Origin of the sequence: uncultured Tateyamaria sp. (genome assembly GCF_947494755.1) — a bacterium.
Lineage (GTDB): Bacteria > Pseudomonadota > Alphaproteobacteria > Rhodobacterales > Rhodobacteraceae > Tateyamaria.
On sequence record NZ_CANLVZ010000001.1, the window covers coordinates 245,049 to 271,718 of the forward strand.

General features: G+C 61.6%; 28 protein-coding genes, 1 tRNA gene and 1 pseudogene. 11 read left to right on the top strand and 19 right to left on the bottom strand.

Annotation, left to right across the window (positions count from 1 at the left end; genetic code table 11):
* Positions 1-47: 47 nt before the first annotated feature.
* The 7 genes from Q0908_RS01240 to Q0908_RS01270 all read right to left on the bottom strand — a co-directional run bounded on the left by Q0908_RS01240 (position 48) and on the right by Q0908_RS01270 (position 4,785).
* Positions 48-124: transfer RNA gene (locus Q0908_RS01240), tRNA-Pro, on the bottom strand.
* Between the two features lie 70 nt (positions 125-194).
* The gene (locus Q0908_RS01245) at positions 195-1,226 is read right to left on the bottom strand and encodes a MerR family transcriptional regulator (protein WP_299280625.1); all 1,032 of its coding nucleotides are present in this window, start codon (positions 1,224-1,226) and stop codon (positions 195-197) included.
* A 4-nt stretch (positions 1,227-1,230) separates the two neighbouring features.
* A complete protein-coding gene (gene ihfA, locus Q0908_RS01250) occupies positions 1,231-1,533 on the bottom strand; it encodes an integration host factor subunit alpha (protein WP_299280626.1) in 303 nt (100 codons plus the stop codon).
* Between the two features lie 128 nt (positions 1,534-1,661).
* Positions 1,662-2,633: a beta-ketoacyl-ACP synthase III gene (locus tag Q0908_RS01255; protein WP_299280627.1), complete on the bottom strand. Its 972-nt coding sequence runs from the start codon at positions 2,631-2,633 to the stop codon at positions 1,662-1,664.
* On the bottom strand, positions 2,630-3,721 hold the full coding sequence (plsX, locus tag Q0908_RS01260; RefSeq protein ID WP_299280628.1) for a phosphate acyltransferase PlsX: 1,092 nt from the start codon (positions 3,719-3,721) through the stop codon (positions 2,630-2,632). The genes Q0908_RS01255 and plsX overlap by 4 nt, the downstream gene beginning before the upstream one ends.
* A gap of 34 nt (positions 3,722-3,755) precedes the next feature.
* Positions 3,756-3,962: a 50S ribosomal protein L32 gene (gene rpmF / locus Q0908_RS01265; protein ID WP_299148323.1), complete on the bottom strand. Its 207-nt coding sequence runs from the start codon at positions 3,960-3,962 to the stop codon at positions 3,756-3,758.
* A 256-nt stretch (positions 3,963-4,218) separates the two neighbouring features.
* Positions 4,219-4,785 (bottom strand): DUF177 domain-containing protein, encoded by a 567-nt coding sequence (locus tag Q0908_RS01270; RefSeq protein ID WP_299280629.1) that lies wholly within the window; start codon positions 4,783-4,785, stop codon positions 4,219-4,221.
* 103 nt (positions 4,786-4,888) lie between these two features.
* Between Q0908_RS01270 and Q0908_RS01275 the strand changes: the two genes are divergently transcribed.
* From Q0908_RS01275 to Q0908_RS01285, 3 genes are all read left to right on the top strand, one after another.
* The gene (locus Q0908_RS01275; RefSeq protein WP_299280630.1) at positions 4,889-5,338 is read left to right on the top strand and encodes an outer membrane protein assembly factor BamE; all 450 of its coding nucleotides are present in this window, start codon (positions 4,889-4,891) and stop codon (positions 5,336-5,338) included.
* Between the two features lie 76 nt (positions 5,339-5,414).
* Positions 5,415-6,137: a GNAT family N-acyltransferase gene (locus Q0908_RS01280; protein ID WP_299280631.1), complete on the top strand. Its 723-nt coding sequence runs from the start codon at positions 5,415-5,417 to the stop codon at positions 6,135-6,137.
* Between the two features lie 111 nt (positions 6,138-6,248).
* Positions 6,249-8,057 (top strand): ATP-binding cassette domain-containing protein, encoded by a 1,809-nt coding sequence (locus tag Q0908_RS01285; protein WP_299280632.1) that lies wholly within the window; start codon positions 6,249-6,251, stop codon positions 8,055-8,057.
* Here Q0908_RS01285 and Q0908_RS01290 read toward each other — a convergent pair.
* From Q0908_RS01290 to mnmA, 3 genes are all read right to left on the bottom strand, one after another.
* Complete coding sequence (locus Q0908_RS01290; protein ID WP_366868539.1) at positions 8,054-8,599, bottom strand: sugar O-acetyltransferase; 546 nt, start codon at positions 8,597-8,599, stop codon at positions 8,054-8,056. The genes Q0908_RS01285 and Q0908_RS01290 overlap by 4 nt on opposite strands.
* Positions 8,599-9,354 carry an SDR family NAD(P)-dependent oxidoreductase gene (locus Q0908_RS01295; RefSeq protein ID WP_299280633.1) on the bottom strand — a complete coding sequence of 252 codons (756 nt, stop codon included), beginning with the start codon at positions 9,352-9,354 and terminating at the stop codon, positions 8,599-8,601. Before Q0908_RS01295 ends, Q0908_RS01290 begins: the two co-directional genes overlap by 1 nt.
* A gap of 73 nt (positions 9,355-9,427) precedes the next feature.
* Entirely contained in the window at positions 9,428-10,567 is a 1,140-nt protein-coding gene (gene mnmA / locus Q0908_RS01300) for a tRNA 2-thiouridine(34) synthase MnmA (RefSeq protein WP_299280634.1), read from the bottom strand.
* A gap of 122 nt (positions 10,568-10,689) precedes the next feature.
* Here mnmA and Q0908_RS01305 point away from each other — a divergent pair, with 122 nt between their 5' ends.
* The 5 genes from Q0908_RS01305 (at position 10,690) to Q0908_RS01325 (ending at position 16,365) form a co-directional block, all read left to right on the top strand.
* Entirely contained in the window at positions 10,690-10,968 is a 279-nt protein-coding gene (locus Q0908_RS01305) for a DUF1153 domain-containing protein (protein WP_299148307.1), read from the top strand.
* Between the two features lie 97 nt (positions 10,969-11,065).
* Positions 11,066-11,785, top strand: coding sequence for a response regulator transcription factor CtrA (gene ctrA, locus Q0908_RS01310; protein WP_299280635.1), 720 nt, complete (start codon positions 11,066-11,068; stop codon positions 11,783-11,785).
* 149 nt (positions 11,786-11,934) lie between these two features.
* Positions 11,935-14,052, top strand: a complete 2,118-nt coding sequence (gene ligA / locus Q0908_RS01315) for an NAD-dependent DNA ligase LigA (RefSeq protein WP_299280636.1) — start codon at positions 11,935-11,937, stop codon at positions 14,050-14,052.
* Positions 14,049-16,136, top strand: a complete 2,088-nt coding sequence (recG, locus tag Q0908_RS01320; protein ID WP_299280637.1) for an ATP-dependent DNA helicase RecG — start codon at positions 14,049-14,051, stop codon at positions 16,134-16,136. Before ligA ends, recG begins: the two co-directional genes overlap by 4 nt.
* A gap of 100 nt (positions 16,137-16,236) precedes the next feature.
* Complete coding sequence (locus Q0908_RS01325) at positions 16,237-16,365, top strand: hypothetical protein (protein ID WP_299280638.1); 129 nt, start codon at positions 16,237-16,239, stop codon at positions 16,363-16,365.
* Positions 16,366-16,566: 201 nt separating this feature from the next.
* Here Q0908_RS01325 and Q0908_RS01330 read toward each other — a convergent pair whose 3' ends face one another.
* Together Q0908_RS01330 and Q0908_RS01335 are read right to left on the bottom strand one after the other, a co-directional pair.
* Positions 16,567-17,961: a methyl-accepting chemotaxis protein gene (locus Q0908_RS01330; protein WP_299280639.1), complete on the bottom strand. Its 1,395-nt coding sequence runs from the start codon at positions 17,959-17,961 to the stop codon at positions 16,567-16,569.
* Between the two features lie 72 nt (positions 17,962-18,033).
* Positions 18,034-18,486, bottom strand: coding sequence for an iron-sulfur cluster assembly scaffold protein (locus Q0908_RS01335; RefSeq protein WP_299280640.1), 453 nt, complete (start codon positions 18,484-18,486; stop codon positions 18,034-18,036).
* A 77-nt stretch (positions 18,487-18,563) separates the two neighbouring features.
* Here Q0908_RS01335 and hisI point away from each other — a divergent pair, with 77 nt between their 5' ends.
* Complete coding sequence (gene hisI / locus Q0908_RS01340) at positions 18,564-18,929, top strand: phosphoribosyl-AMP cyclohydrolase (protein ID WP_299280641.1); 366 nt, start codon at positions 18,564-18,566, stop codon at positions 18,927-18,929.
* A gap of 46 nt (positions 18,930-18,975) precedes the next feature.
* Here the strand turns inward: hisI and gluQRS are convergent, their stop codons facing one another.
* From gluQRS to Q0908_RS01360, 4 genes and pseudogenes are all read right to left on the bottom strand, one after another.
* Entirely contained in the window at positions 18,976-19,818 is an 843-nt protein-coding gene (gluQRS, locus tag Q0908_RS01345) for a tRNA glutamyl-Q(34) synthetase GluQRS (protein WP_299280642.1), read from the bottom strand.
* Positions 19,815-20,420: a methyltransferase domain-containing protein gene (locus tag Q0908_RS01350; RefSeq protein ID WP_299280643.1), complete on the bottom strand. Its 606-nt coding sequence runs from the start codon at positions 20,418-20,420 to the stop codon at positions 19,815-19,817. The genes gluQRS and Q0908_RS01350 overlap by 4 nt, the downstream gene beginning before the upstream one ends.
* 104 nt (positions 20,421-20,524) lie before the next feature.
* Positions 20,525-21,877, bottom strand: coding sequence for a methylenetetrahydrofolate--tRNA-(uracil(54)-C(5))-methyltransferase (FADH(2)-oxidizing) TrmFO (gene trmFO / locus Q0908_RS01355; RefSeq protein ID WP_299280644.1), 1,353 nt, complete (start codon positions 21,875-21,877; stop codon positions 20,525-20,527).
* Positions 21,878-22,164: 287 nt separating this feature from the next.
* A pseudogene (locus tag Q0908_RS01360) lies at positions 22,165-22,959 on the bottom strand (enoyl-CoA hydratase); the annotation flags it as partial.
* Positions 22,960-23,007: 48 nt separating this feature from the next.
* Here Q0908_RS01360 and Q0908_RS01365 point away from each other — a divergent pair.
* Positions 23,008-23,442, top strand: coding sequence for a PaaI family thioesterase (locus Q0908_RS01365; protein WP_299280645.1), 435 nt, complete (start codon positions 23,008-23,010; stop codon positions 23,440-23,442).
* 91 nt (positions 23,443-23,533) lie between these two features.
* On the opposite strand, the gene Q0908_RS01370 is transcribed toward Q0908_RS01365, so the two are convergent.
* Positions 23,534-23,767 carry a DUF1127 domain-containing protein gene (locus tag Q0908_RS01370; protein ID WP_299280646.1) on the bottom strand — a complete coding sequence of 78 codons (234 nt, stop codon included), beginning with the start codon at positions 23,765-23,767 and terminating at the stop codon, positions 23,534-23,536.
* Between the two features lie 95 nt (positions 23,768-23,862).
* Between Q0908_RS01370 and Q0908_RS01375 the strand changes: the two genes are divergently transcribed.
* Positions 23,863-25,278 carry a PLP-dependent aminotransferase family protein gene (locus tag Q0908_RS01375; RefSeq protein WP_299280647.1) on the top strand — a complete coding sequence of 472 codons (1,416 nt, stop codon included), beginning with the start codon at positions 23,863-23,865 and terminating at the stop codon, positions 25,276-25,278.
* Here Q0908_RS01375 and Q0908_RS01380 read toward each other — a convergent pair.
* Positions 25,275-26,315 (bottom strand): hypothetical protein, encoded by a 1,041-nt coding sequence (locus Q0908_RS01380; RefSeq protein ID WP_299280648.1) that lies wholly within the window; start codon positions 26,313-26,315, stop codon positions 25,275-25,277. The genes Q0908_RS01375 and Q0908_RS01380 overlap by 4 nt on opposite strands.
* Positions 26,312-26,635: a hypothetical protein gene (locus Q0908_RS01385; protein ID WP_299280649.1), complete on the bottom strand. Its 324-nt coding sequence runs from the start codon at positions 26,633-26,635 to the stop codon at positions 26,312-26,314. The genes Q0908_RS01380 and Q0908_RS01385 overlap by 4 nt, the downstream gene beginning before the upstream one ends.
* Between the last annotated feature and the right edge of the window lie 35 nt (positions 26,636-26,670).

A 26,670-nucleotide genomic window follows, 5' to 3' on the forward strand; every position in this document is an offset into this window, starting at 1 on the left:
TTTCAGGGCGGCGATGCATGGCCCCGTAGCGCGGAAGCCGTTGTAAATGGTCGGGCTAGCAGGACTCGAACCTGCGACCTTCCGTCCCCCAGACGGACGCGCTACCAGGCTGCGCCATAGCCCGACTTTGCCCGTGTCATAACCGAATTTTGGCCGGGGGCAAGGGGGAATTGGCACGGATGGACGTTCTTGGCTTAGGGGGCGTCGGTGCGGGTGCCAGCCATCTGATCGCGCAGCGCGGACAGTTGGGCGACAAGGGGGCGGATCGCGCTGATCTGATCGGGGCTGAGCCGGTCAATCTGGCCGACACGCGTCAGCGCGGAGGGCGCAACCTCATAGCTGGCCGGGTCCGCATCATCTGGCACATCCACCACACGGGCGACCGGGCTTGTGGGCGCGGGCGCAAGCGGCTCGGTCAGGAAAGATGGCAGGGTGTGTGTTTCGGCAGGCGCAGGCTCGGCAGGGGCCTCGGTTGCAATTTGAGGCTCGACCTCAGGCTCGGTCTCTGGTGCGGGTTCAGGCGCGCTGGCCGCAATCGGCTCGGGAATTGGGTCGAGGGGTGCGGCCGGTGCCTCTGGCGCTATGTCAGAGGGGGGCGGGTCTGTCGGCATTGGGGCTACGTCAGCCTCAAAAGGAGCGGCCTCGGGTGTTGTATCCTCGGGCGGCTCAACAGGCTCGGGCTGCGCTTGTGGCGTGACCTCTGCCGCCTGCATCGGCTCTGCCGGTGGTGTAGGCTCGGCCAGCACGTCGGGCATGGTTGGGGGTGGCGGTGCAGCAGCGTCCGGTGGCTCCACCGGCGTGGGGGACAGCACGGTTTCGGACAGAAAGGCCGCGTTGGCCTCGGTCGGTTCGCGCGAGATCGGAGGTGGCGCGCTTGGGACTGGGGCGGGGGGAATATCCTCCTCCACATGGGTCACCAGATCGCTGTCAAGCTGCGCCTCGGTTTCCTCGTCCAAGGGTTTGGACATGTCCGAGACATAGGCCATGCCCTCTTCGCGCAGGATTTTCTGGACGCCCTTGATTGTCAGCCCATCGTCGTGCAGCAATTTGCGGATGCCGCCCAACAGCAGCATGTCGGCGGGGCGGTAATACCGCCGTCCACCTGCGCGTTTGACGGGTTTCACCTGAGTAAACTTGCTTTCCCAGAACCGCAGCACGTGGGTTTGCACCCCGAGCCAGTCAGCCACTTCAGAGATGGTGCGAAAGGCGTCTGCGGATTTGCTCATCGGCTCAGGACTTGTTGCCGCTGGCCACACGATCTTTCATCAGATGCGAGGGGCGGAAGGTCAGGACCCGGCGCGGGTTGATCGGCACCTCTTCGCCCGTTTTGGGGTTGCGGCCCACGCGGGCGGACTTGTTGCGCACCGAGAATGTGCCAAAGGACGAAATTTTGACCTGCTCGCCCTTCACCAGCGAATCAGACATGTGATCCAGCACGCTTTCAACCAATTGCGCGCTTTCATTCCGCGACAAACCCACCTCGCGAAATACCGCTTCGCTCAGGTCCATCCGCGTCAAAGTCTTGTCAGTCATGTGAACTCCCCTTTGGTGAAGCATAAGTGGAGTGGAAATTCCGAGTCAATATCAATGGCTTGGACAATGGACGAAAACTGCAATCAGAGCGAGTGCGTCTTAAGACATAGCGGCTCAAAACAGCATTTTCACCAGCGCAGCACGACCGCGCCCCAAGCCAGACCACCGCCAATCGCCTCGGTCACGATCAGATCGCCGTCCTTGATCTGTCCGCGGGCGCGCCCCACCGACAGTGCCAAGGGGATTGAAGCCGCCGAGGTGTTGCCGTGGTCCTGAACGGTGACCACGACACGCTCCATCGGGACATTCATCTTTTTGGCGGTGCCTTGAATGATGCGGATATTGGCCTGATGGGGTACGATCCATGTGACGTCCTCCGCTGTCACTCCGGCACTGTCCATGGCCGTGTGGGCGGTGCTCGCCAGCTTTTCGACCGCGTGGCGGAAGACCTGATTGCCCTGCATCCGCAGATAGCCGCTCGTGCCGGTGCTGACGCCCCCATCCACATATAAAAGGTCGCGGTGGCGCCCGTCCGAGTTGAGGTCCGTGGCCAGAATACCGCGATCCTGCGCGGTCCCCGCACCCTCCTGCGCCTCAAGCACCAGTGCGCCTGCGCCATCGCCAAACAGCACGCAGGTGGCGCGGTCGGTCCAGTCCATGATCTTGGAGAACGTCTCGGCCCCGATCACCAGCACCCGTTTGGCCTGACCGGACACGATCAGCGCGTTGGCATTGGTCAACGCATAGACGAACCCCGCACAGACCGCCTGAATGTCAAAGGCAAAGCCGCGCGTCATGCCCAGTTGGGCCTGTACCATCGTGGCTGCCGACGGAAAGGTCAGATCGGGGGTCGAGGTTGCCAGGACAATGGCGTCGATGTCGTTCACATCCATTCCAGCATCGGCCAAGGCGGCCTGTGCGGCTGCGGTTGCCATTGAAGATGTGGTGTCGTTTTCAGTGGCAAAATGGCGCCGCTCAATTCCGGAACGGGCGCGAATCCACTCATCCGTGGTCTCAAGCGTGGCCTCGAATTCGGCGTTTTCGACCACGCGCGCAGGCAAATAGTGCCCGACACCGCGCACAACGGCACGCAAGGTCATGTTTCGCTCTCCTCAGCCTGCATCGTCACTTTGGCGACGCGCGCAGCCAGCTTATCGTTAAAGCCAAGTTCGGCCAATTGGGCCGCAAGCTTGATGGCGGCCGACACACCCGTAGCATCTGCGCCCCCGTGCGATTTGACAACCGTACCATTCAGGCCAAGGAACACGCCCCCATTGACCCGGCGCGGATCGATCCGCTTTTTGAGGCGGCGCAGCGAGGTGAACGCGAGCAACGAGGCCAGGCGCGACAGGGGCGAGAATTTGAAGGCCTCGCGCAGCCGTTCGCCGATGAGAGTCGCGGTGCCTTCGCCGGTCTTGATGGCGACGTTGCCGGTAAAGCCGTCGGTGATGACCACGTCCGCCATGTCACCCGAGATATCGCCACCCTCGACAAAGCCGACAAATTCGAAATCGGCAGCGCCCGCGTGATCCTTGATCAGCTCATAGGCTTCTTTCAATTCGGCGCGACCCTTGTGCTCTTCGGTGCCCACATTCAGCAGGCCGATGCGGGGGCGGGACAGGTCAAGGCCGTTGCGGGCATAGGATGCGCCCATGAGCGCAAAGCGCAGCAGATCGTCAGCATCCGCGCGCACATCCGCGCCCACATCGAGCATCACATTGAAGCCCTGGGGGTTTGAACTGGGGTAAAGCACGGCAATAGCGGGGCGGTTCACGCCGGGCAGCTTGCGCAGGCGGATCATCGACAAAGCCATGAGCGCGCCGGTGTTGCCGCAGCTGACGGCCACGGTGGCCTCGCCCGCGCGCACCGATTCGATAGCGGACCACATTGAGGTGTCCTTGCCGTTGCGCACCACGTGGCTGGGCTTGTCTTCCATGGTCACGACGTCTGCGGCGTCGCGAATCTCGCAGCGGTCGGCAAGGCCCTTGCGGCGCGCGACCAGCCGTTCAAGCTCGTCCTTGGGGCCGTGCAGGATAAAGCCGAGTTTGGGATTGATCTGTGCAGAAGTCGCACAGCCAGACACAACAACGGCGGGGCCCGCGTCCCCGCCCATTGCGTCAACAGAAAGTATGATCGGAAAAGCGAGCGCTGACCTCGTGTCGGCCGTATCGGATGGGGGGGCCGTCATTGCTGATGTCTTGCGTGTATCGCTTTCAATCCACTTAGGCCGCGTCGTCTTCCAGATCGATCTCTTCGGTCAGGGCGACAACTTCGTTGTCGTCGTAGTGACCGCAGGCTGCACAGATATGGTGGGGGCGTTTCAGCTCGCCACAGTTGGTGCACTCGTTGGGGTTTGCGGCGGTCAAGCTGTCGTGGGCGCGGCGATTGTTGCGGCGCGATTTCGACACTTTGTTCTGTTGCACAGCCATTGGAATGGGCCTTTGGATTTGGGCAGAGCCGCATCGCAAAGCGACGGGGATGCGAGATTGTCAGGTCGCCCGACAAAGGGGCGCGGTTTAAATCGCCCGACAAAGGGGCGCGGTTTGGGTTGCCCTGCAAAGGGGCACGGGTTCGATCATCCTGATCAGGTGTGACGTGCGTTTAGGCAAGTGCCCACGCCATGTCCAACCGAAAATTGCGTGAAGGGCGCAAAATACTCAATCCATCCTTGCGTGCAAGGGCAAATCAGTCCTCCTTGTCGCCCTCCATCTGCGCCTTGAGGTCCGCAAGCCCTGCAAAGGGGCGAATGGCCTCGTCGGTGAGGGGGGCCACACCCGGCTCAGTCAGAATCGTTTCGCCCAATGCGGCGTCCGGCGCGCGCGGATATTCGGGCACCGCAAGGCTCAGCGCTTCGATCAGGATCGCCTCGGGGTCAATCCACTGGCCAAGGGGTTCGATGGTGTCATCCTCGGGCATTTCCACCTCGTCGCCCTCGGCCACATCCTCGTCCGGGCGGAAGTCATGCACGAAGAGGCGGCGCACCGGCACATCGAGCCGCGTGGTGACAGGCACAAGTGTCACGCCGCAGGGCTGGGTCACCGTCGCCCCCAATGTGCCCTCAAGGTGCCAGTCTCTCGCGCCATGCCCCGAGATGGCCCCGGCAAAGCGCACCTTGCGCAACCCGCTGAGGTCTAGCGTGTCAGCCATGGCGGCCATCGCTGCGGCATCGGGGACCACTTCGAAAGCCGTCTCACTGTTCTGGGACAGGTCGGCCACACGCAGGGCCGCACGTGACGGAGGGGTCTTTGACATGCTGGATGCTTTCGTTTCTTGAACCGGAGGAAACCTTTTAGTAAGTCGGGATAAAAGCACTCCGCCTCCTGAGCAAGGGGCGGCGCAACAAAGGGGGGTCACAATGCGGACCTTTACACCACTTCTCGGCGCAGTTCTGGCGCTTTCGCTGGCGGGCTGTTCCCCCACGTTTCGCAACCACGGCTATGTTCCCGACGACGAAGACCTTCAGGAGCTTGCAGTCGGCATCGATACCCGCGCTTCGGTCGAGGATCTGGTGGGCCCCCCAACCGCGGGCGGTGTTCTTGAAGGCGGCAACTATTTCTATGTACGCAGCCGCGTGCGCACCTTCGCGTTCACGCGCCCCACGATCATCGAACGTCAGGTACTGGCTGTCAGCTTTGACGAGGCGGGCGTGCTGTCCAATATCGAACGGTTCGGGCTAGAGGACGGGCGCGTTGTACCCTTGTCGCGCCGTGTGACCGAAAGTGGCGTGACCGACACCAACATCATTCGCCAGCTCTTTGGCAATATCGGGCGCATCGGGGCAGGCGGCGTCTTTGGCGACAACTGATCACGCCTGTCATCCTTCTGTCGCGCGCGCCGTGGCATATGTCATGTGTCACCGCCCATGGCAGGAGATGTGAGGCATGATCGGGCTGTCCAAGGGCCGCTATCTGGCAGAGCAGGCGCAGAGCGCGCATGATATCGCGGCCGCCCAGGCCCTGCGCGCCCGCTGCTTCGGCGTGGATCTGGACGGAGACGCCTTTGATGACCGCTGCGTTCACATTCTGATCCGCCGGGTGATGGACGGCGCGGTCGTGTGCTGTTTTCGGATGATGCCGTTGGCGGCTGGCGATATCTCTCAAAGCTATTCCGCTCAGTATTACGAGCTGACCGCATTGGAAGGCTATGCAGGCAACCTTGTTGAAATGGGCCGCTTTTGCGTCGACCCCGAGATGAGTGACCCTGACATCCTGCGCGTCGCGTGGGGGGCGATGACGGCCTATGTCGACGCCAATGAGGTGACGCTGCTGTTTGGTTGTTCGTCCTTTGCTGGCACCGAGACGGCGGATTATCTGGACGCCTTTGCCATGCTCAAGGCCCGCCATCTGGCCCCCAACCGCTGGCTGCCGCGCGTCAAGGCCCCCCATGTCTTCAAATATGCCGCCCGCCTGCGCCGCAAGCCGGATGCGAAAAAGGCGATGCTGCGCATGCCACCCTTGTTGCGCACCTATTTGATGATGGGCGGATGGGTCAGCGACCATGCGGTTGTGGATCGCCAACTCAACACGTTGCACGTCTTTACAGGGGTCGAGATTGGGGCAATCCCACCGGCGCGCAAACGGCTTTTGCGGGCCGTGCTGGGCTGAGGTCGGACCGAGGGGCCGGCCCCTCGGACACCCTGCGGTATTTTTGGTCAAAGGAAGGGGCAAGGGGGCGGTGTGGTTGACCCTGAGGGCCTGACCCACTAGCTGCGCGTCATGGCACGTGTACCCCTTCTGCAGCTTTCCGATATTTCCCTCACCTTCGGGGGCGATCCTGTGTTTGACGACCTGTCCCTGGTTGTCCAACCCGGTGATCGCGTGGCCCTTGTGGGCCGCAACGGCTCGGGCAAGTCGACGTTGATGAAAGTCATGGGCGGGCTGGTCGAGCCTGATCGCGGCGAGATCGTGGCGGGCCCCGGCGTGACGGTGGGATATATGGAGCAGGACCCGGATATGTCCGGCTTTACAACGCTCGGTGATTTCGCGATGCACGGGCTGCATGCGTCGGATCTCTACAAGGTGGAGCGCGCCGGGGCCGGTCTGAAGTTTGATCCCGCCCGTCCTGTGTCCACCGCCTCCGGTGGCGAGCGTCGCCGCGCGGCTTTGGCTCGGCTGATGGCCGAAGAGCCGGGGTTGATGCTGCTCGACGAGCCAACCAACCATCTGGATATTGAGGCCATCGCCTGGCTTGAAAGTGAGTTGAAGACCACCCGCGCCGGTTTCGTGCTGATCAGCCACGACCGTGCGTTTCTGCGTGAACTGACCCGCGCAACCCTATGGATCGACAGGGGAATGGTGCGCCGTCAGGAAAAGGGGTTCGATGCGTTTGAGGCGTGGCGCGACACCACGTGGGAAGAGGAAGACACTCAACGCCACAAACTCAACCGCAAGATCAAGGCCGAGGCCCGGTGGGCCGTTGAGGGCATCAGTGCGCGGCGCAAGCGCAATCAGGGCCGTGTGCGCGCCTTGCAGGAGTTGCGCGCCGAACGCGCCAGCCAGATCAAGCGGCAGGGTACGGCCGCGATGGCTTTTGGCGCGGGCCAGAAATCAGGGCGCAAGGTGATCGAGGCCAAGGACATCTCCAAAGCCTTCGGTGAAAAGGTGATCGCGCAGCCGTTTTCGCTGACCGTGCAGCGGGGCGACCGCATCGCCTTTGTCGGCCCCAACGGCGTGGGCAAGACCACCATTCTGAACATCCTGACGGGGCAGATTGCGCCCGACACCGGCACCGTGACCCTTGGCACCAACCTCGATATCGCGCTGTTTGATCAGGCACGAGCCAAGCTGGATGGCGACATGACCCTGTGGGACAGCCTGACGGGCGACCCCGACATGCGCGTCAGCGGCAAGGCCGATCAGGTCATGGTGCGTGGCACGCCCAAACATGTGGTGGGCTATCTCAAGGAATTTTTGTTTGATGACGCCCAAGCCCGCGCGCCTGTGCGTTCGCTGTCTGGGGGAGAAAAGGCGCGGTTATTACTGGCCAAGATCATGGCGAAACCGTCGAACCTGCTGGTGCTGGACGAGCCGACGAACGATTTGGATGTCGAAACGCTCGATCTCTTGCAGGACCTGATCGACCAGTATGATGGGACCGTGATGCTGGTGAGCCACGACCGCGATTTTCTGGACCGAGTCGCTGTGACCACCATCGCGATGGAGGGGGACGGCAAAGCGGTTGTCTATGCGGGTGGGTGGTCGGATTACCGCAGTCAGCGCGGTGCAGACGAAAGGGCTGAAATCCAAGCGAAATCAAAAGTGTCCGGGATGAAGTCGAAGCCAGAAAGCGCGCCAACGTCGGGCCTGACCTTCACCGAAAAGCATCGTCTCGAGACCTTGCCCGCCGAGTTGGAGCGCCTCGAGGCGGAGATCAACAAGATCCAGGAATTGATGAGTGATCCGAACCTGTTCACCGAAAATCCCGTGAAGTTCCAGAAGGCGACGGATGCGCTGATTGAACGCCAGTCCAAGCTGGATGCCGCCGAGGAAGAATGGCTGGCGTTGGAAGAGAAGGCACAAGCCTAGCGGGCGCGGGCGGCTGCTCCGATGACTGTTTCATCTGGCCCCACGTCCTTGGTCACGACGCTGCCTGCACCGATTATGGCGCGCGTGCCGATGGTCACACCCGGCAGTACAATCGCACCCGCGCCTATCCAGACATCCGCCCCGATCGTGACGGGATGCGCTATTTCGATGCCTGCCCGCCGCTTGACGGGGTCGCGATGGTGATCCGCACACAGGATTTGTGCTCCGGGTCCGATCATCGTCCCGTCCCCGATATGAACGGGCGCACTGTCGAGGATCACGCAGCCCGCATTGATAAAAACATCGACGCCGAGATGGATGTTGCGCCCATATGAACAGTGGAACGGCGCTTCGATCAGGCAGTTGGGGCCGTGGTCGCCGAAGAGGGCAGATAAGGGGGCACTGAGCGTGCGGCGTTGTGCCGGGGGTAACGTATTGTGGGTGTGCACCGCATCCAGCGCGATGCAGCGCAAGTCCTCAAGCTCATCATCAAGGCACGTATACCACATACCTGCTTCCATCTTGTGCCGCTCGGATTGCATTATCGCATCCGCAATGCGCCATCGAGCCGGATCACCTCGCCGTTCAGATACCCCATCTCGACAATAAACGCGGCCAGCCGCCCAAACTCGTTCGGATCACCAAGGCGGGGTGGGTTCGGCACATCCGCGGCCAGACCCGCCTGCACATCTTCGGGCAATCCGGCCAGCATGGGGGTCTTGAAGATACCCGGCGCGATGGTCATCACCCGCACGCCGCTGCTGGCCAGATCCCGGGCCATAGGCAGGGTCAGCCCCACGATCCCGCCCTTGGAGGCCGCATAGGCCGCTTGCCCCTTTTGCCCGTCAAAGGCCGCGACCGAGGCCGTGTTGATGATCACGCCGCGCGCGCCATCGGGTTCTGGCGTGTTGTCGGCCATGGCGGCGGCGGCCAGACGGGCCACGTTGAAGCTGCCCACCAGATTGATGTCGATGGTCTTCTGGAAGGCGGGCAGGGGGTGGGGGCCATCGCGGCCAACCGTCTTAATACCCAATGCGATGCCGGCGCAGTTTACGGCTGCATTGATCCCACCCATCTTGTCGCGCGCCAGATCAATGGCCGCCTGAACCGAGGCCTCGTCCGTCACATCCGTCTCGGCAAAGTGCCCGCCAATCTCGGCTGCGACCTCCGGACCCCGATTCGAATCGCGATCCAGCAGGGTGACTTGCGCGCCCAGAGACGCGAAATGGCGCGCCGTTGCTTCTCCAAGCCCTGACGCGCCGCCCGTTACTACCGCTTGAGTTGTGTTGAGTTGCATCGACAGGACCTCCGGACAGATTTGAACACACGTTCAGTTAGCCGCAAAGAGACGGGCGACGCAACCGCGCCGCCTAGCCTTTGTGGATCCAGCCCCCGCCAAAGATCCGGCTGCTGTCGCGGTCGTAAAAGACACAGGCCTGGCCCGGGGATACGCCTGCTTCGGCGGCGACCAGTTCGACAGTGGCCTCCGTCGCGCTGATAGGCCGAATCACGGCGTCGGTGGGCGGGCGGGTCGAGCGGACTTTGACCGCCACGTGCCATTCCGATTGGCTGTCGAGCGGAACATCGCCGAGCCAGTTGATCTCGCGAACAGGGACGGTACGGGTCGCAAGCATCTCCTTGGGGCCGACGATGACCTGACGGGCATCCGCGTCCAGTTTCACCACGTAAAGCGGGTCCGCCAGCCCCCCGATCCCGAGGCCGCGCCGCTGCCCGATCGTGTAGTTGATCACGCCATCATGGGCCGCCAGAACGCGCCCTTCGGTGTCCACAATATCACCCGGTGCCGCCGCCTCGGGGCGCAGCTTGCGGATGACAGAGGCGTAGTCGCCGTTGGGTACGAAGCAGATGTCCTGACTGTCGGGTTTGTCGGCCACGCTCAGCCCGTATTTGGCCGCCAAGGCCCGCGTATCATCCTTGGACGGCAGGTGCCCAAGCGGGAAGCGCAGGTAGTCGAGTTGCTCGGGCGTGGTCGAAAACAGGAAGTAGCTTTGATCGCGCGCGGCATCTGCTGCACTGTGCAGTTCCGCGCCAAAATCGCCCATTTTGCGTTGTATATAGTGCCCCGTGGCCATGCAGTCCGCCTCAAGATCCTTGGCTGTTTCCAGCAGGTCCTTGAATTTCACGCGCTCATTGCAGCGGATGCAGGGCACCGGCGTGGCTCCGCCCAGATAGCTGTCGGCGAACTCGTAGATCACTGCGTCTTTGAAGACGTTTTCATAATCGAGCACATAGTGGGGAAAGCCCATTTCCTCGGCCACGCGGCGCGCATCATGGATGTCACGACCCGCACAGCACGCTCCCTTTTTGGCCAGCGCAGCCCCGTGATCGTACAGCTGCAAGGTGACGCCCACGACGTCGTAGCCTTGGGTCTTGAGTTCGGCCGCCACGACCGAACTGTCCACGCCGCCAGACATCGCGACAACCACGCGGGTGTCGGCCGGGGACTTGGCAAAACCAAGCGAGTTGAGCGGACCGGATTGGTCAAGCATGGGGCATCTCCGGGAGGGTTCGGCGCATATATATGAAAATGCGAAATAGTCTCAAGGGGCCGTTTAACGCCGCATTAAATGCCAGCGCCGATGTTGGGCAAAACCAAGACAAGAGCGGTGCAATGTATTTGAAAAAAGTCGATGGCCCACGGGCGGTCTCTCTGCCGGATGGCACGGTATTAACGCAGGCGGATTTGCCCCCCAAAACGACCCGACGATGGGTCGCCTCGCGCAAGGCGGCTGTGGTGCGCGGGGTGGCCTTTGGGTTGATTAGCCAAGAGGTCGCGCTTGAGCGATACGGCATCTCCGAAGAGGAGTTTGTGGAATGGGTGCGCGCTGTGTCCGAACATGGCGAAGAGGCATTGAAGGCGACGGCACTTCAAAAGTATAGACAACCTTAGGTTGTTGTGCTATCTCTGTCTCAAGGGTAACGTGTGGTTAACCTTTTCAGTTCACGTTTAGTTCAGCCCAAGACACCCCAAGTTTGGAGAGCCTAGAATGCGTGTGCTGCTTGTTGAAGATGACCCGACGACGTCCAAAAGTATTGAGTTGATGCTGACCCATGCCAACCTGAACGTCTATGCGACGGACCTGGGGGAAGAAGGGATCGATCTGGCCAAGCTTTATGACTACGATCTGATCCTTCTGGACCTCGATCTGCCGGACATGAACGGGCACGAGGTGCTGCGTCAATTGCGGCTGGCACGTGTCGAAACGCCGATCCTGATCCTGTCCGGTGCGGACGATACTGAAAACAAGATCAAGGGTTTTGGCTTTGGTGCAGACGACTATTTGACCAAACCATTCCACCGCGAAGAACTGGTGGCCCGCATTCACGCCATCATCCGCCGCTCCAAAGGCCATTCGCAATCGGTCATCAATACGGGTGATGTGTCGGTGAACCTGGATGCCAAGACCGTCAGCGTCGATAGCAAGACCGTCCATCTGACCGGAAAAGAATACCAGATGCTCGAGCTGCTCTCGCTGCGCAAGGGCACGACGCTCACCAAAGAGATGTTCCTCAACCACCTTTATGGCGGCATGGATGAGCCCGAGTTGAAGATCATTGACGTTTTCATCTGCAAACTGCGCAAGAAACTCAGCACCGCGACGGGTGGGCAGAACTATATCGAAACGGTTTGGGGGCGGGGCTATGTGCTGAGGGACCCGGAACCGGCACAGGATACCGGGGATGAACGGCTCGCCATCGGCGCCTGATCCTATCTGGATTTCTCTCGGCAATCGGCCAGCGCAGTTCATGGGGGCGCTGGCCGTTTTCATTTGTCGGTCCGGGTTGCGGGTCATCAATGACTGGACGCTGGCGGCCCGCGCTTCTATCTCTTGGCCTGAACCGGACGAGGGACACCGTGACAGCGCAGACCCCACTAGCAGATTTGGATGAACAGGCGGCGAGGGACGAACTCGCCCGTTTGGCGCAGGTGTTGGGGGAGGCGAATGCCGCCTATCATGCAAGCGATGACCCAGTTACTTCAGATGCGGACTATGACGCGCTGAAACGGCGCAATTCCGAAATCGAGGCGCGGTTTCCGGCGCTTAAACGCAAGGACAGTCCATCCGAACAGGTGGGCGCGACCCCGTCCGAAGGGTTTTCAAAAGTTACCCATGCCGTGTCAATGCTGTCACTGGCCAACGCGTTCGACGACACGGACGTGGTCGAATTTGACGGACGCATTCGCAAATACCTGGGGCTGGATGGCGCGGCTGCGCTGTCTTATACGGCCGAGCCAAAGATTGATGGGCTGTCCCTGTCACTCCGCTATGAAAAGGGCGAGCTGGTGCAGGCCGCAACCCGTGGCGACGGTGCTGTGGGCGAGAATGTAACGGCCAACGCCCGCACCATCGACACGGTGCCGCAATCCTTGAGTGGCGCACCGGACGTCCTTGAGGTGCGCGGCGAAGTCTACATGTCTCATCCCGACTTCGAGGCGCTGAATGAACGCCAGGCGGAGGCGGGCCAAAAACCGTTTGCGAACCCGCGCAATGCCGCTGCAGGCTCTTTGCGCCAGCTTGATGCAACCATCACCCGTGCACGGCCGCTGGAATTCTTTGCCTATGCCTGGGGTGCCTTGTCCGAGCCGTTGGCGGACACTCAAATGGGCGCGATTGACCGGCTGAGCGCGCTCGGATTTCAAACAAATCCGTTGACGGCCATATGCGACAGCCCCGAGGCGATGATCGCCCACTACCGGGAGATCGAACAACAGCGCGCCAGCCTTGGCTATGACATCGACGGGGTTGTGTACAAAGTGAACGACCTTGGGTTACAGGGCCGGCTTGGGTTCCGCTCCACCACACCGCGATGGGCGATTGCGCACAAATTCCCCGCGGAATTGGCGTGGACGCGGCTGGAATCCATCGACATTCAGGTCGGACGCACGGGTGCGTTGTCGCCGGTCGCACGGCTCGCGCCGGTCACGGTGGGCGGCGTTGTCGTCTCGAACGCGACGCTCCACAACGAAGACTACATCGCTGGCCGCGACAACAAAGGGTCCGAAATCCGCGACGGCAAGGACATCCGCGTGGGCGACTGGGTGCAGGTGTACCGCGCTGGCGATGTTATCCCGAAGGTTGCGGATGTCGATCTGTCCAAACGCGCCGAAGACGCCCCCGTGTTTTTGATGCCGCAGACCTGTCCGCAATGCGACAGCGACGCGGTGCGCGAGCCGGGTGATGCAATCCGACGCTGCACGGGTGGGCTGATCTGTCCCGCGCAAGCTGTTGAAAAACTGAAACACTTTGTAGGCCGGTCCGCTTTTGACATCGACGGTTTGGGGGCCAAACAAGTCGAACAATTCTATGCCGATGGCTGGATCGCCGAACCTGCGGACATTTTCGAGTTGCGCGCAAAATATGGCTCGGGTGTGAAGCAGCTCAAGAACCGCGAAGGGTGGGGCGACAAATCAGCATCCAACCTCTTTGACGCCATCGACGACCGTCGGACCATTGCGCTTAACCGTGTGATCTTCGCGCTTGGGATCCGACATGTGGGCGATTCGGCGGCGAACCTTCTGGCTCTGCATTTTGGGACGTGGGACGCCTTCAGCACCGCAATGCGCACCGCGCAAGAAGGCAACGCGGCGTGGGACGATCTGCTGAGCATCGACGGCGTCGGCGCGGTGATGGCAAAATCGCTTGCGACCACCTTCAACCAAACGGCTGAAATCGCCAGCATTGACCGGTTGGTCGCACATCTGGACATCGAGGCCGCCGCGCGCCCGGATACGGATGGCAGCCCTGTGGCAGGCAAAACCGTCGTGTTCACCGGCACGCTCGAGAAAATGACCCGGGCGGAGGCAAAGGCGCGCGCGGAGGCATTGGGGGCCAAGGTATCTGGCTCCGTCAGTGCCAAAACCGACATTCTGGTGGCTGGCCCGGGGGCCGGTTCCAAGGCCAAAAAGGCCGCGGAATTGGGCATCGAAATGCTGGACGAAGATGCGTGGTTGGACTTGATTGCCGCGTCATGAGCCGCCCCGAAGTCCTGTTTCCGCTTTTTGCCGACCTTGAAACGCTCGATGGAGTGGGGCCGAAAACGGCGCAGAACCTTGGGCACATGGGCATTCAGGCCCCTCGCGATGTGCTGTTCACGCTGCCCCATACCGGCATTGATCGCACCCTGCGCGACAGTTTGGAGGGCGCGCCGCTGCCCGGTACCTTCACGGTCAAGATCAAGGTCGGCGCACACCACCCGTCGCGCAATCGGGGCGGGGCCTACCGCATTCATGTCGAAGATGCGCAAACCAGTTTCCAGCTGGTGTTTTTCCATGGGCGCAGCGATTACCTGAACAAAGTGTTGCCGGTCGGCAGTGAAAGGGTCGTGTCGGGCAAGGTCGAGATGTTCGATGGTGTCGCCAATATGGTGCATCCCGACCACATTCTGCCCCCCGAGGAGGCCGATCAGATCCCGCAATTCGAACCGGTCTATCCGCTGACGGCGGGGGTGACGCAAAAGACGATGTTCAAAGCGTCTCGCGCTGCGCTGACGCGGTTGCCGGACGTGGCCGAATGGGTTGATCCGGGCCAGATTGTGCAGGCCAAATGGCCGGATTTTGCGAGCGCCATGCAGGCCGCGCACAGCCCCGAGGCGCAGGGTGATCTGTCGGCCACGTCAGGGCCACGCACCCGCTTGGCATATGATGAATTGTTTGCCCATCAATTGACCCTCGCGCTGGCCCGGGCGTCCGAACGGCATGTGGCCGGGCGACCATCGGTGGGGACACAAGCGTTGCAGCAAAAGGTGCGTGCCGACTTGCCCTTTGCGCCGACCGGCGCGCAGGAACGCGCGATTGCGGACATTGCAGACGACATGGCCAAGCCCGTTCGGATGAACCGGTTGCTGCAAGGGGATGTGGGCGCGGGCAAGACGCTGGTGGCGTTCATGGCGCTGCTGATCGCGGTCGAGGCGGGCGGGCAGGGCGTAATGATGGCCCCGACGGAAATCCTTGCGCGTCAACACCTTGAGGGCTTGCAGCCCCTCGCCGAAAGCGCAGGCGTTGTTTTGGAAATACTGACCGGACGGGACAAAGGCAGCGAACGACGCGCCAAGCTGGCAGCCCTTGCGCGGGGCGACATACATATTCTGGTGGGCACGCACGCCGTGTTTCAGGACGATGTGCAGTTTGACGATCTGCGCTTGGCCATCGTGGATGAACAGCACCGGTTTGGGGTGCGCCAACGGCTGGCCTTGGGTAAGAAAGGCGGGACGGCAGATGTTCTGGTGATGACCGCCACACCGATCCCGCGATCCTTGGCGCTGGCGCAATACGGCGACATGGACGTCTCCGTGCTGGATGAAAAACCGCCCGGTCGCAAGCCGATCAAGACGGCGCTGGTCAGCACCGGGCGCATCGAAGAGGTGATCGCGCGCTTGCAAGCCGTCATGGCCGAGGGGCGTCAGTGTTACTGGGTGTGCCCGTTGGTCGAAGAAAGCGAGGCACTGGATCTGACGGCGGCCGAGGAGCGGTTCAAACGGTTGCGCGCGGTCTTGGGCGAGGGACGCGTGGGGTTGGTGCATGGACAAATGCCGCCTGCCGAAAAGGACGCCGCCATGGCGCGGTTTCAAGCAGGTGAAACCGGCGTTCTGGTCGCCACGACCGTGATCGAGGTTGGGGTGAACGTGCCAAATGCCACGATCATGGTGATCGAACGGGCGGAGACATTCGGGCTGGCCCAGCTCCACCAATTGCGCGGCAGGGTCGGGCGGGGCGAGGCGGCCTCGACCTGCTTGCTGATGTATCAGGCACCGCTGTCAGAGGCGGGGCGCAAACGGCTCGAAGTGCTGCGCGAAACCGAGGACGGGTTTCGCATCTCGGAAACCGACCTGCAGATGCGCGGATACGGAGACCTGATCGGAACCGCGCAATCGGGCGTCCCCCGGTTTCGGATTGCGGATCTGGAACGGCAGAGTGCGTTGATGGCCGTCGCCCAAAGTGACGCGCGCAAATTGCTTGTGGATGATCCGACCTTGCAAAGTCCGCGCGGGCAGGCTGCGCGTGTTCTGCTGTGGTTGATGCGGCAGGACGAGGCCATTCGTTTGATATCAGTGGGTTAGCGCCCGGGTTCCGAAAAGTTCACAAATGTTCTTAAAAAGTTCTTTACGCATCATTAAGAATGTGAGAACAAAGAGGCAACTTAAGAACGGAGACGCCGACATGACCACGCTGCGCCACATCAAACAGATTGCCACCCGGGCCGAAGCGACATTGCTTCAGGATGCACTTGGGGCGGCGGCATTGATGGTGATGCTGGTGGTGGGTCTGCATCTGCCGTCCTTGATCTGATTACTGCCTGCGTACTTGCTTTGATCCTCTTTGCGCCCGTCCCAAATTGGCGCTACCTTTCGTAACCGGCTCTGCCTGTCGATTACGAATTCCCCCAATTGCCTCGGGGGATAACGGATCTGTCCCCCGCAAGACACGCTTTCCTTGCGCCGCCATCCTTACAGGATGTGCGGCGTTTTTTTTGGATAAAGCCGCCGCTGGTTAAAACGTATAGGCCAGTCGCAAGCCGCCCCAATGCTGTCCTCGCACGGTGATCGGGGCCGACAAATCCTTCATCATCACAAATTGCCCGCCTCCCATATCGCGCCGGTACACCTGCAGCAGGAACGGGGCTGTGTTGCGCCCGGCCTTCAGGCCCACCCGATCATTGAAAATACGCCGATTGCGGCAATGGGCGGTGTTCCAGATGACATCATCGCGCGGTGGTTGCGCGAATTTGCGATTGTGCGTCGGCAGATAACCGTTCACATCCACCGCTGCGCAGAAGACAACGCGGGGATCAAAGGCGAGTGCCGGTTCCTGTATCGCGGGCAGCACGGTATCAAGCAGGTCGACATAGGCAGTGCGCACCTGTTCGGGGGCCGTGCCCGGAATGGGCACATAGGTGCGGTCAAACAGGGCTAGTACGCTGATCCTGCCTTGATCGATGGCCTCTTCGAACACCTTGGTGATGGCTGCGGCCTGCGCGCGCACATAGTCGACAAAGGGCGCGTCATCGGTCAGCCCGCCAAGGTCAGCGGTGGACTGCACAATTTCTTCGGATGTGTCAATCAACCGCTCGACCCGGGCGTGGGCCTGTTTGATTCCGTCTGTGGTGGCCACGATACTGCTGCCGATCTCTGTCATGTCGGGGGCGAACAACTCGACAGCGGCGCGCACTTTCTTTGTTTCAGCATCGATGCGGTCGGCTTGAGACTTCGTGTCGCCCACCGATCGCTCCATCCTGCTGAGCGCCTGATCGGTCTCGGTGCTGTGCTCCATCAGTTTGGTGGCACGTTCGGCCACGTCCTGCGCTTCGACGCCAAGGGCCGAGATCCAGCCGGTCAATGTCTCGATATTTGTTGAAATCTGCGCGGCGGCGGCCTTGGTCTTTTGCGACAGCTCATTGATGGCCTCAGCCACCACGGCAAAGCCGCGCCCGCTCTCACCGGCACGGGCCGCCTCGATCTTGGCGTTGATGGCCAGCGTGTTCACCTGCATCGAGATCGCGGCAATCTGTGAGTTGTTGGATTTCACGGCCTTGAGTGTTTCGCCCACATCATCGCTGCGCTCTGACAACCCTTGGACCCATGTCGCGACCTCGCGCGATTGGGTGCCAAACGCGCGTATCAAAGCGGCGGAGTGGCTGACATCTTCGGATGTGCGCGCCACGCTATCCTCAAGATCGCTTGCCGCCTCTTGCGCGGCATCATTGGCGGTTTCGATCTGTCGGCTTTCCCGCTCAAGCGCCGACAGGGCGGCGCGCTGATCGCGGGCCTGTGCCTCGACCATGTCAAGAAACCCCGCAATATCAACGATTTCATACCCAAGCGCAGAGGCCGCACGTGCAAGCGCATTCAACTGCGGCATATCGGGAAATTCAGGGTGGGCCGTCATCCAGTCACTTTCGCCGCCTAAAGGTTGGCTACCTTTAGGCGCTAATCGTTCAGATTTGGCTAATATCGACGCTCAGGCGCAGTCGGACTGCACCGCTTGTTCCATCGCTTCGACCGTGGCCTCGATGCTGAGGAGGATGGAGGCGTGGCGATTCTTGTACTCGCGCGCAGGTTCCAGCACCTCAAACCCGTCAAAGGGCGCGGATGGGACAGGCCCGCCTGATTTCAGCATCGCGCGCAGACTGTCACGCGCCACGATCACCTCGTCCAGCGTTCGCCCGATGATCGCGCCGCCCGCAACTGCCGCCGCAGCCTGGCCCAGTGCGCAGGCTTTGACGTCCTGGCCAAAGCCCACGATTTTGCCGTCCGCCACGTTCACATCCACCGTGACAGTCGAGCCGCACAAGGGCGATCGTTTCTTGACGCTGGCATCCGGGTCGGGCAGGCGGGCGTGATGCGGAATGTCGGCCGCCAGCGCGAGGATCCGGTTCGAGTAGAGTTTGATCAGGTCCGTATCAGCTGGCATATGCGTGGCGTCTCTGGTGTCAGTTGCGCTTTGTCCTTACATAAGCGGGTCTGATCCAGATTCAAAAAGGTTTTGCCATGAGTGACGTTTTTGACCCCGCCACGGTGCAGTTCAATGCGCAAGGGCTGGTGCCCGCAATTGCGCAGGATGTGGACAGCGGCGAGGTTCTGATGATGGCTTGGATGAATGTCGAAGCGTTGCGCCGCTCGCTTGAGACCCGGCGGGTGACCTATTGGTCGCGCTCGCGGCAGGAGTTCTGGATCAAGGGCGAGACATCGGGCCATGTACAGGACCTGGTGTCGCTGCGCATTGACTGCGATCGGGACTGTATCCTGATGCAGGTGCGCCAGACCGGGCCTGCATGTCACACGGGGCGGCGTACCTGTTTTTATACCGATGTAACAGAGGGTTGCGAAGTGGAGTTGATGTCATATATGGTATGATGCGGCCTGCGCGCCCGATTGGCGCTCACCCTGTCAGGTCTGAAGGTCACAACCCGATCATGGCGCGGATATCGTCGGGCGATCTGCCCTCGGCGCGGTAGGTCGCAAGGCTGCGTGCATCGTCCCGTTTGGCCAGCCGTTTGCCCGCCTCATCCCGGATCAGCGCATGGTGGTGATAGCGCGGCGTGGGCAGGTCCAGCAGCTGTTGCAAGAGGACGTGGATCGCTGTGGCCGGGGCGAGGTCGACGCCGCGCACCACATCCGTGATCTTTTGGGCCGCGTCATCCACGACGACCGAAAGGTGATAGGATGTGCCCATGTCCCGGCGCGCCAAGACGATGTCGCCAATGGTGCGCACGGGATCGTCTGCGCTGATCTCGCCCGCGTTTAACCCGGTTTCGACATATGGTCTGAGCGTGATGGGTGACGTGGCCCTACCCATATCGAGCCGCAGCGCGTGGTCCTGCGGGCGCGGCCCGGTGCGGGGATGTTTGGTGCGGCAGATGCCGGGATAGATCAGCCCATCGGGGCCGTGCAGTGGCGCACCCTCCTGCGGCGCGCTGAGCGTCTCGGCAATGTCGCGCCGATTGCAGTCACAGCGATAAAGCAGCCCCGCCGCCCACAACCGATCCAACGCGTGGTGGTATGTCGCGAGCCGGTCCGATTGGCGCATCACAGGGGTTGGCCAGGTCAGCCCCAGCCATCTCAGATCGTCGTAAATCTGCGCCTCCCAGGCAGGGCGGGCGCGGCCTTGATCGATGTCCTCGATCCGCAGCAGGAAGTCACCATTGTGCCGGGCCGCGATCTGCTCAGCGAGCAAGGCGGAATAGGCATGCCCCAGATGCAGTGGTCCGGTCGGGGACGGTGCAAAGCGGGTTCGAAATGTCACGCTTTCTCAAGTATATAGACGGTGGAGTTGAGGTTGATGCCGGGCAGATGTGCGCCAGCCTCCTTGAACAACAAACGGGCGGCACCGCAGTCGGTCCATTCCGATACCCCGGCCATGTTTGCGGGGTCCTCAAGGGCGTGATCATTGAAGGAAAAGACCAGTTTGCCATCGGGTGGCAACGCACGCATCAACTGGTGCAGCACGCTGATCGGGGCTGCGCCTGCGCCAATGACGCCGATGGCGGCCATGGCTTTGTAATCGGTGCGCGGCAGGTCTTGCCCCGCTTCGATCTGGTTTAGATGCCGATAGACCCCTTTTTCGCGTGCTCCGTTGAGCATTTCCTCGGACAGATCTACGCCATCGATGGTGCCGAACCCGGCATGTTTGAGGGCAAGGCCGGAGAGCCCGGTGCCGCATCCGAAATCCAGGACGGGGGCGGCCAGATCATCGACCTGCCGCGCCAGCGCATCCGCACAGCGCCCCGGTGTTGCATAGCCGTTTTCGCTGACTTCGGCCTCGTAGCTTGCGGCCCAGTCATCATAGAGCGTGCGCGTGGAGGCGGCGTCACGGGCCTTGTACGCCTTGTTCAGAAATTTTGTCATGACGCCAGTTTAGGCGGTGAGACGTCCAGTGGCTAGGGGCCGCCTCAAGACCTGCACCTGAGGGCCAGCCCCCAGACCCCCGCGGTATTTTTGGTCAAAAGAAATCAGGCCGCCTTGGCTTGAGGGGCGAGCCAGTCTTGCCAATCGATTTTGGCGCGGTCTGTATAAGCTTTGTAGCGGTCCTTGCGCCCTCTGCGCCCACCTTTCAGGCCCTCGACCGGGGGGAACAGCCCGAAATTGACGTTCATTGGCTGAAATGTCTTTGCATCCGCCCCGCCGGTGATGTGGGTGATCAATGCGCCCATGGCGGTCGTATCTGGCGGGGGGGCGAGCGTGCCTCCCAGAATTTCGGTCGCAGCCATGCGCCCCGCTAGCAGACCCATGGCGGCGGATTCCACATAACCTTCGACGCCGGTGATCTGACCGGCAAAGCGGATGTTGGGACGGGATTTGAGGCGCATGTCCGCGCTGAGCAGTGTGGGGGCGTTCAGGAACGTGTTGCGGTGAATGCCGCCAAGACGGGCGAACCGTGCATTCTCGAGACCCGGAATTTTTTTAAAAACATCCCCTTGTGCGCCATACTTCATCTTGGTTTGAAACCCGACAATGTTGTAGAGCGTGCCCAGTTTGTTGTCGCGCCGCAATTGGACGACGGCATAGGGTTTGACGTCGGGCGCATGCGGATTGGTGAGGCCCACCGGCTTCATCGGGCCAAAGCGCAAGGTTTCGCGGCCCCGTTCGGCCATCACCTCAATGGGCAGGCAGCCGTCGAAATACCCGGCTGTCTCGCCCTCGTGAAACTCGGTTTTGTCGGCGGCCAGCAGCGCGTCTATAAACGCCTCGTATTGGTCACGATCCATGGGGCAGTTGAGGTAGGCGGTGCGCTCTTCCTCGGTTTCACCCTTGTCATAGCGCGATTGCATCCACGCTTTGCTCATGTCGATGCTGTCGTGGTAAATGATCGGCGCGATGGCGTCGAAGAAGGCGAGCGCCTCGGCCCCCGTCTCGGCTGCGATGGCCTGACCCAAGGCTGACGACGTCAGCGGCCCGGTCGCGATGATCCAGTGGCCATCCTCCGGCAGGGCGGTGATTTCCCCATACTCAACACGGATATTGGGGTGCGCCATCAGCGCATCCGTCACCGATTGGGCAAAAGGCTCGCGGTCCACAGCCAATGCGCCACCCGCAGGCAGGCGGTGTTTGTCCGCCGTCTGCATGATCAACCCATTGGCCGCCCGCATTTCCCAGTGCAGCAGGCCGACTGCGTTTTGCTCGCTATCGTCAGAGCGGAATGAATTGGAACACACCATCTCACCAAGCAGTCCGGTCTGGTGGGCGAAGGTGCCAACCTCGGGGCGCATTTCGTGGATAACCACCGAAATACCCATATGTGCGGCCTGCCAGGCGGCTTCGGACCCGGCCATGCCGCCGCCCACGATGTGTAATATGTCTGTCATGGCGCGGATGTAGGGCATGGACCACGCACGCGCAACCGCGGGGTGGGTTCTGGCTTATATTGCTGTGGGGTGGTTTTGGGGTCGCCGCTGCGGGAATGGTCGATCAGTGAGAGGCTGATCTGGAGGGACCTTCCGCCGGCGGCGACCCAAAAGTGTGACAGTTCCGATGAACCGTGTCCTATTTGTGCCGCATTTGCGCCCAAATTACTACGCTTGATTTGGAAATAATCCGGGCCTGATTTGGAAACAATTCAAAATCCCACGTAATTTCATTCAATTTCAAAGGGTTATTGATTCCACTCTGGCGTGCGCTTGGCGATAAAGGCTGCGATCCCTTCCTGCGTGTCGCGGTCGGCGAGGTTCTTGACCATGACATCCCCGGTGTAGGCATAGGCGTCTGCCGTGCTCATCTGGGCCTGGGCATAGAACGCCTCTTTGCCAATTTTGACGGCGCTGCCCAATTTGTCGGCGATTTTCCGGGCGAGGACGGCGGTTGCGCTTTCCAGATCGTCGGGTGCAACGGCATGGTTGATCAGGCCCAGCTCAGCCGCGCGCGCGGCTTCGATGAAATCGCCAGTTGTGAGCATTTCAAAGGCGTGCTTGCGCGGGATGTTGCGTGACAGCGCAACCATCGGGGTCGAGCAGAACAGGCCGATATTGACCCCGTTGACCCCAAATCGTGTGCCATGTGCTGCCACGGCCAGATCGCAGGTCGCAACCAGCTGGCACCCGGCAGCCGTTGCGATCCCGTGGACCTGGGCGATCACGGGTTGGGGCAGGGACTGGATGCGGGTCATCATCGCCGCGCAGCGGTCAAACAGATCCGCAAAGTAGGCGGTGCCGCCATCTTCGGCTTGTCGCCCGGCGGTCATCTGTTTGAGGTCATGGCCTGCGCAAAAGGCCTTGCCCGCGCCAGACAGGACCACCGCGCGAATGCCGCGATCCTCGGCGATCTCGTCGAGCGTCGTGTGCACCGCCGCGATCATCTCGTCCGACAGCGCATTCAACCGCTCGGGCGCGTTCATGCGCAGATGCGCCACCGCGCCTGTGACCTCACGTTCCAGAATTGCCATCTTGCCCTCCTCCCGGTTTCGAGCAAACCCTACGTCACGCCAGCAGTGAGGAAAAGCATGCGAACCGTGATGACCGCCACCGAGATGAACGCGTTTCTGCAAAAGGTGTTTCTGGAAGTGGCGGGGGAGTTCAACGTCGAAGAGGTAACAGAGGCGGGCGTGACCTTGCGATTATTGGTACAAGATCACCATTTGCGCCCCGGTGGTACAATCTCGGGGCCCGCGATGTTCGGGCTGGCCGACGTGACCGCCTATATGGTCACGCTGGCCCATATCGGGCCGCGCGCGCTGGCGGTCACCACGAACTGTTCGATTGATTTCATGCGCAAGCCTGCCGCAGGTGTTGATCTGATCGGTCAGGGTCGTCTGCTGAAGCTGGGCAAGCAATTGTCTGTGTCAGACGTGCTGATCTTTTCCGAGGGGATGGCGCAGCCCGTCGCGCGTGCCAGCCTAACCTATGCGATCCCGCCGCAAGGTGTCGATCTGCCTTGAGTGGGATGGCTTTAGTGTATGTCAAATAGTGAAAAGGCGGCCGGGGTAGACCCGGCCGCAAGGAAGAGGTCTGGCGGATGCCACGGGGATGTCACGCCCGCCAGAACACACGCTGTGCTTCGATCGAGGCGGCAGCGGGTGTCAGTCCCACATCGCGCAACTGCGCTGGCGTCAGTTGCGCCAGGGCCAGTCGTGACCGGCGGCGTGTGGCCCATTTCGACAGCAGTACCGCACATTTGAGCGCGACAACCGAGGCCGCAGGAATGCGGGTTTGCGCCATCAGATAGGCGAGGTTCTGGTCTGCGTTCATGATGCGGTGTGTCATGGGAAATCTCCTGTAATTGTATTGACACAATATAGCAAAGCTGCCAGAAATAACGGTACAATAGTGGTGCGTACTAAATCTACGGAAATATTGTAATGGATACAATTTGGCGGCCGGACCTGCTTGATACACCGGGGCCGAAATACAAAGCGGTGATGGAGGCCATTCGCGCCCGGATCGCCTCAAATCACCTGAAAAACGGTGAAAAGCTGCCTCCGGTGCGTGATCTGGCATGGAAGCTGGGTATAACGCCGGGGACGGTTGCCCGCGCCTATACGCTGCTTACGGACGATGGCACGCTGCGCGCCGAGGTGGGGCGGGGCACGTTTGTCGCCACGCCCGATCCCAAGACGCCGCTGTGGACGGACATCCCGCTTGAGGTGGATTCAGCCACGCACAATTCGGAATACCAACCCTATCAGGTCAATCTGTTCTCGCCGCACTTGCCGAGTGTGGGGCAGGCGACGCTGATCCGGACCTTGCTGGCTGAGGTTGCCGCCGATCCGCCATCGGGCATGATGCACTACCCGACCCGCAGCGGGGCCGCGCCTGCGCGCGAGGCGGCTAAAGCGTGGTTGTCTTCCGCTCCTTTGGGATCGTTCAGCGCGGATGATATCGTGCTTTCCCATGGCGGGCAGAACGCCATCATGCTGATCTTTCAGGCCCTTTTGCGGGGCCGTCGCCCGGCTGTACTGGTCGAGGATCTGGCCTATCCCGGCTTTCGCCGCGCTGCCGAATTGCTGCGCGCGGATGTAATCCCGGTGGCCATGGACGAACATGGTGTGATGCCCGACGCGCTTGAGGCCGCGATCAAGGCGCATGACGCGCAGGTCTTTTGCACCTCGCCTGAGGTCCACAATCCGACCTGCGGGTTTACGCCGGAGGCGCGGCGCGCCGAGCTGGTCGAGGTGATCCGCCGCCACGATCTGAGCATTCTTGAGGATGATTGCTATCGCCTTGGGGCCGCGCAGGCCCCAAGTTATCGGATGCTTGCACCCGAGCGCAGTTGGTACATCTCGTCCATCTCGAAATCCGTCACCCCGGCCTTGCGCCTTGGCATTGCGGTTGCGCCCAAGGGGCAGGCGGCAGTGTTGCGGCGCACGGCGGAGTATTCCTTTTTCGGGTTGGCCACGCCGATGACGGATTTGGCGGCCAAGCTGCTGATCCATCCAGACCTCGCGCCGATGATGCAGCGGGCCCGGGATGAAATTGGGGCCTATGTCCATTGCGCGGTCAATGTGCTGGGCAGCTATGATCTGGAATGGCGCAGCGATGTGCCCTTTCTGTGGCTGCGTCTGCCCGAAGGGTGGCGGGCCGGGGCCTTTGTGCAGGCGGCGGAAGCGCAAGGCGTGCGCATCCGCGCGGCCGAGGAATATGCCTGCCGCGATGCGCGTGCGCCCCATGCGGTGCGTTTTGCGGTCAACGCAGGTGTGGGCATCGAAAGTTATGAGCGTGCCTTGGTGCGCCTGCGCGATCTTCTCAACAATCCACCCGAATCCATCGGGGTCTAAAGCAGGCCCGCCGCGCCCCAGAACAGCCCGAACGCCACCGTCGCCGAGGACAGCGCCGCCGCGTAGCCTGCCAGTTTCCATGTCGAAAAGGGCCGCTCGCCAAAGGTGCGCCCCCGCATCCCGCACACCACTACCTTCTTGGCTCGCCCCTTGTAGCTATAGTGCAGAATCCACACGGGCAGCAGGATGCGCCGATAATGGATACCGGTCGTGGCGGCCTGATAGCCGATATTGTGCACGCCGGATCTGTTGATGTCGTCCTTGATGTGGTTGCGGATCAGCAGGTCCTTGTCGTCCTCATTGGCGGCCAGCCCCTCGTGGACGCTCTGGTGGTGCTGTTCGGCGGCGAACCCGGCCAGATACCCTGCCCGGTAGGGGCGCAGATTGGCTGGCTGGAAATCATGCAGGATGCCGTCGCGGATCAGGGGTGTCACATGGGGCGAGGCGGGCACCAGCAGATCGTCAAAGCGGATGGTCATGCCCCCCTGCACCTTGTGGGTGCGCGTCTTTTTGTTGTGGCGCGTGGTGTACATTGCCCAATATTGCACCGCCTCTTTGCTATCAAAGGTCCAGAACGGGACATAGATGCCCGCAACCCGCCCCTTGGCCACGATCCCGGCCAGATCGCGCGGCGCGGCAAGGCGACGCGCGACCCACGCCAGCGCGGCCTTCTGGGCATCACTGTCGGGCACCCGGAACGGGATCAGCGCCATCGGCTCATAGGCCCGATCACCGTCCGCCAGCACCACGGGGCCATCGCAATAGGCACAGCGCGTGCTGAGCGAGGGGCCGACAAAGGTCACCGTCCCGCCGCAGGTCTCGCAGCGGTGGACCGTGGCGTCGATCTGCGCCGGGGCCTCGGAGGTGTCGGTGTCGGGATCAAAGGGGTATTCATGGCCTGCGCGGGCGTCATCCTCGGTCTCAAGCCGGCGGGGGGTGCCACAGCTTTGACAGACCAGCGCTTGGGGGGCCGGATCGTAAAGGCACTGGCCCGCGCAGGACGGGCATTGCAATTCGGCCTGTAGCGCGCCGCTCATCGGTCGGACTCCATCAGGGCGACGGCGATTTCCAGCAGGATGCGCAGGCGCAGCCAGCCACGGTCAATCGCCCCCGCCAGATCGCCGCTGACGCCCCAATCGCCGATGATGGTTGCGATGAACCACGTGGTCATTAGCCAGAACGCAATGATGGACCAGCCCCCGATGCTGCGCAGCCAGCCGGCCGAGCCTTGCCGCAACTCGTGCTTGGCCTCATAGACGGTGATCAGTTTGCGCACGGTCGGAATGCCCGCAAGGGTGGCCACAACGATCAAGGCCAAGGTCGCCAGTGCCGGAAAAAACGCCAAATCGGATATCACGTCGAAAGGGGCCTTTGGGTTGTCAAAATCGTCAA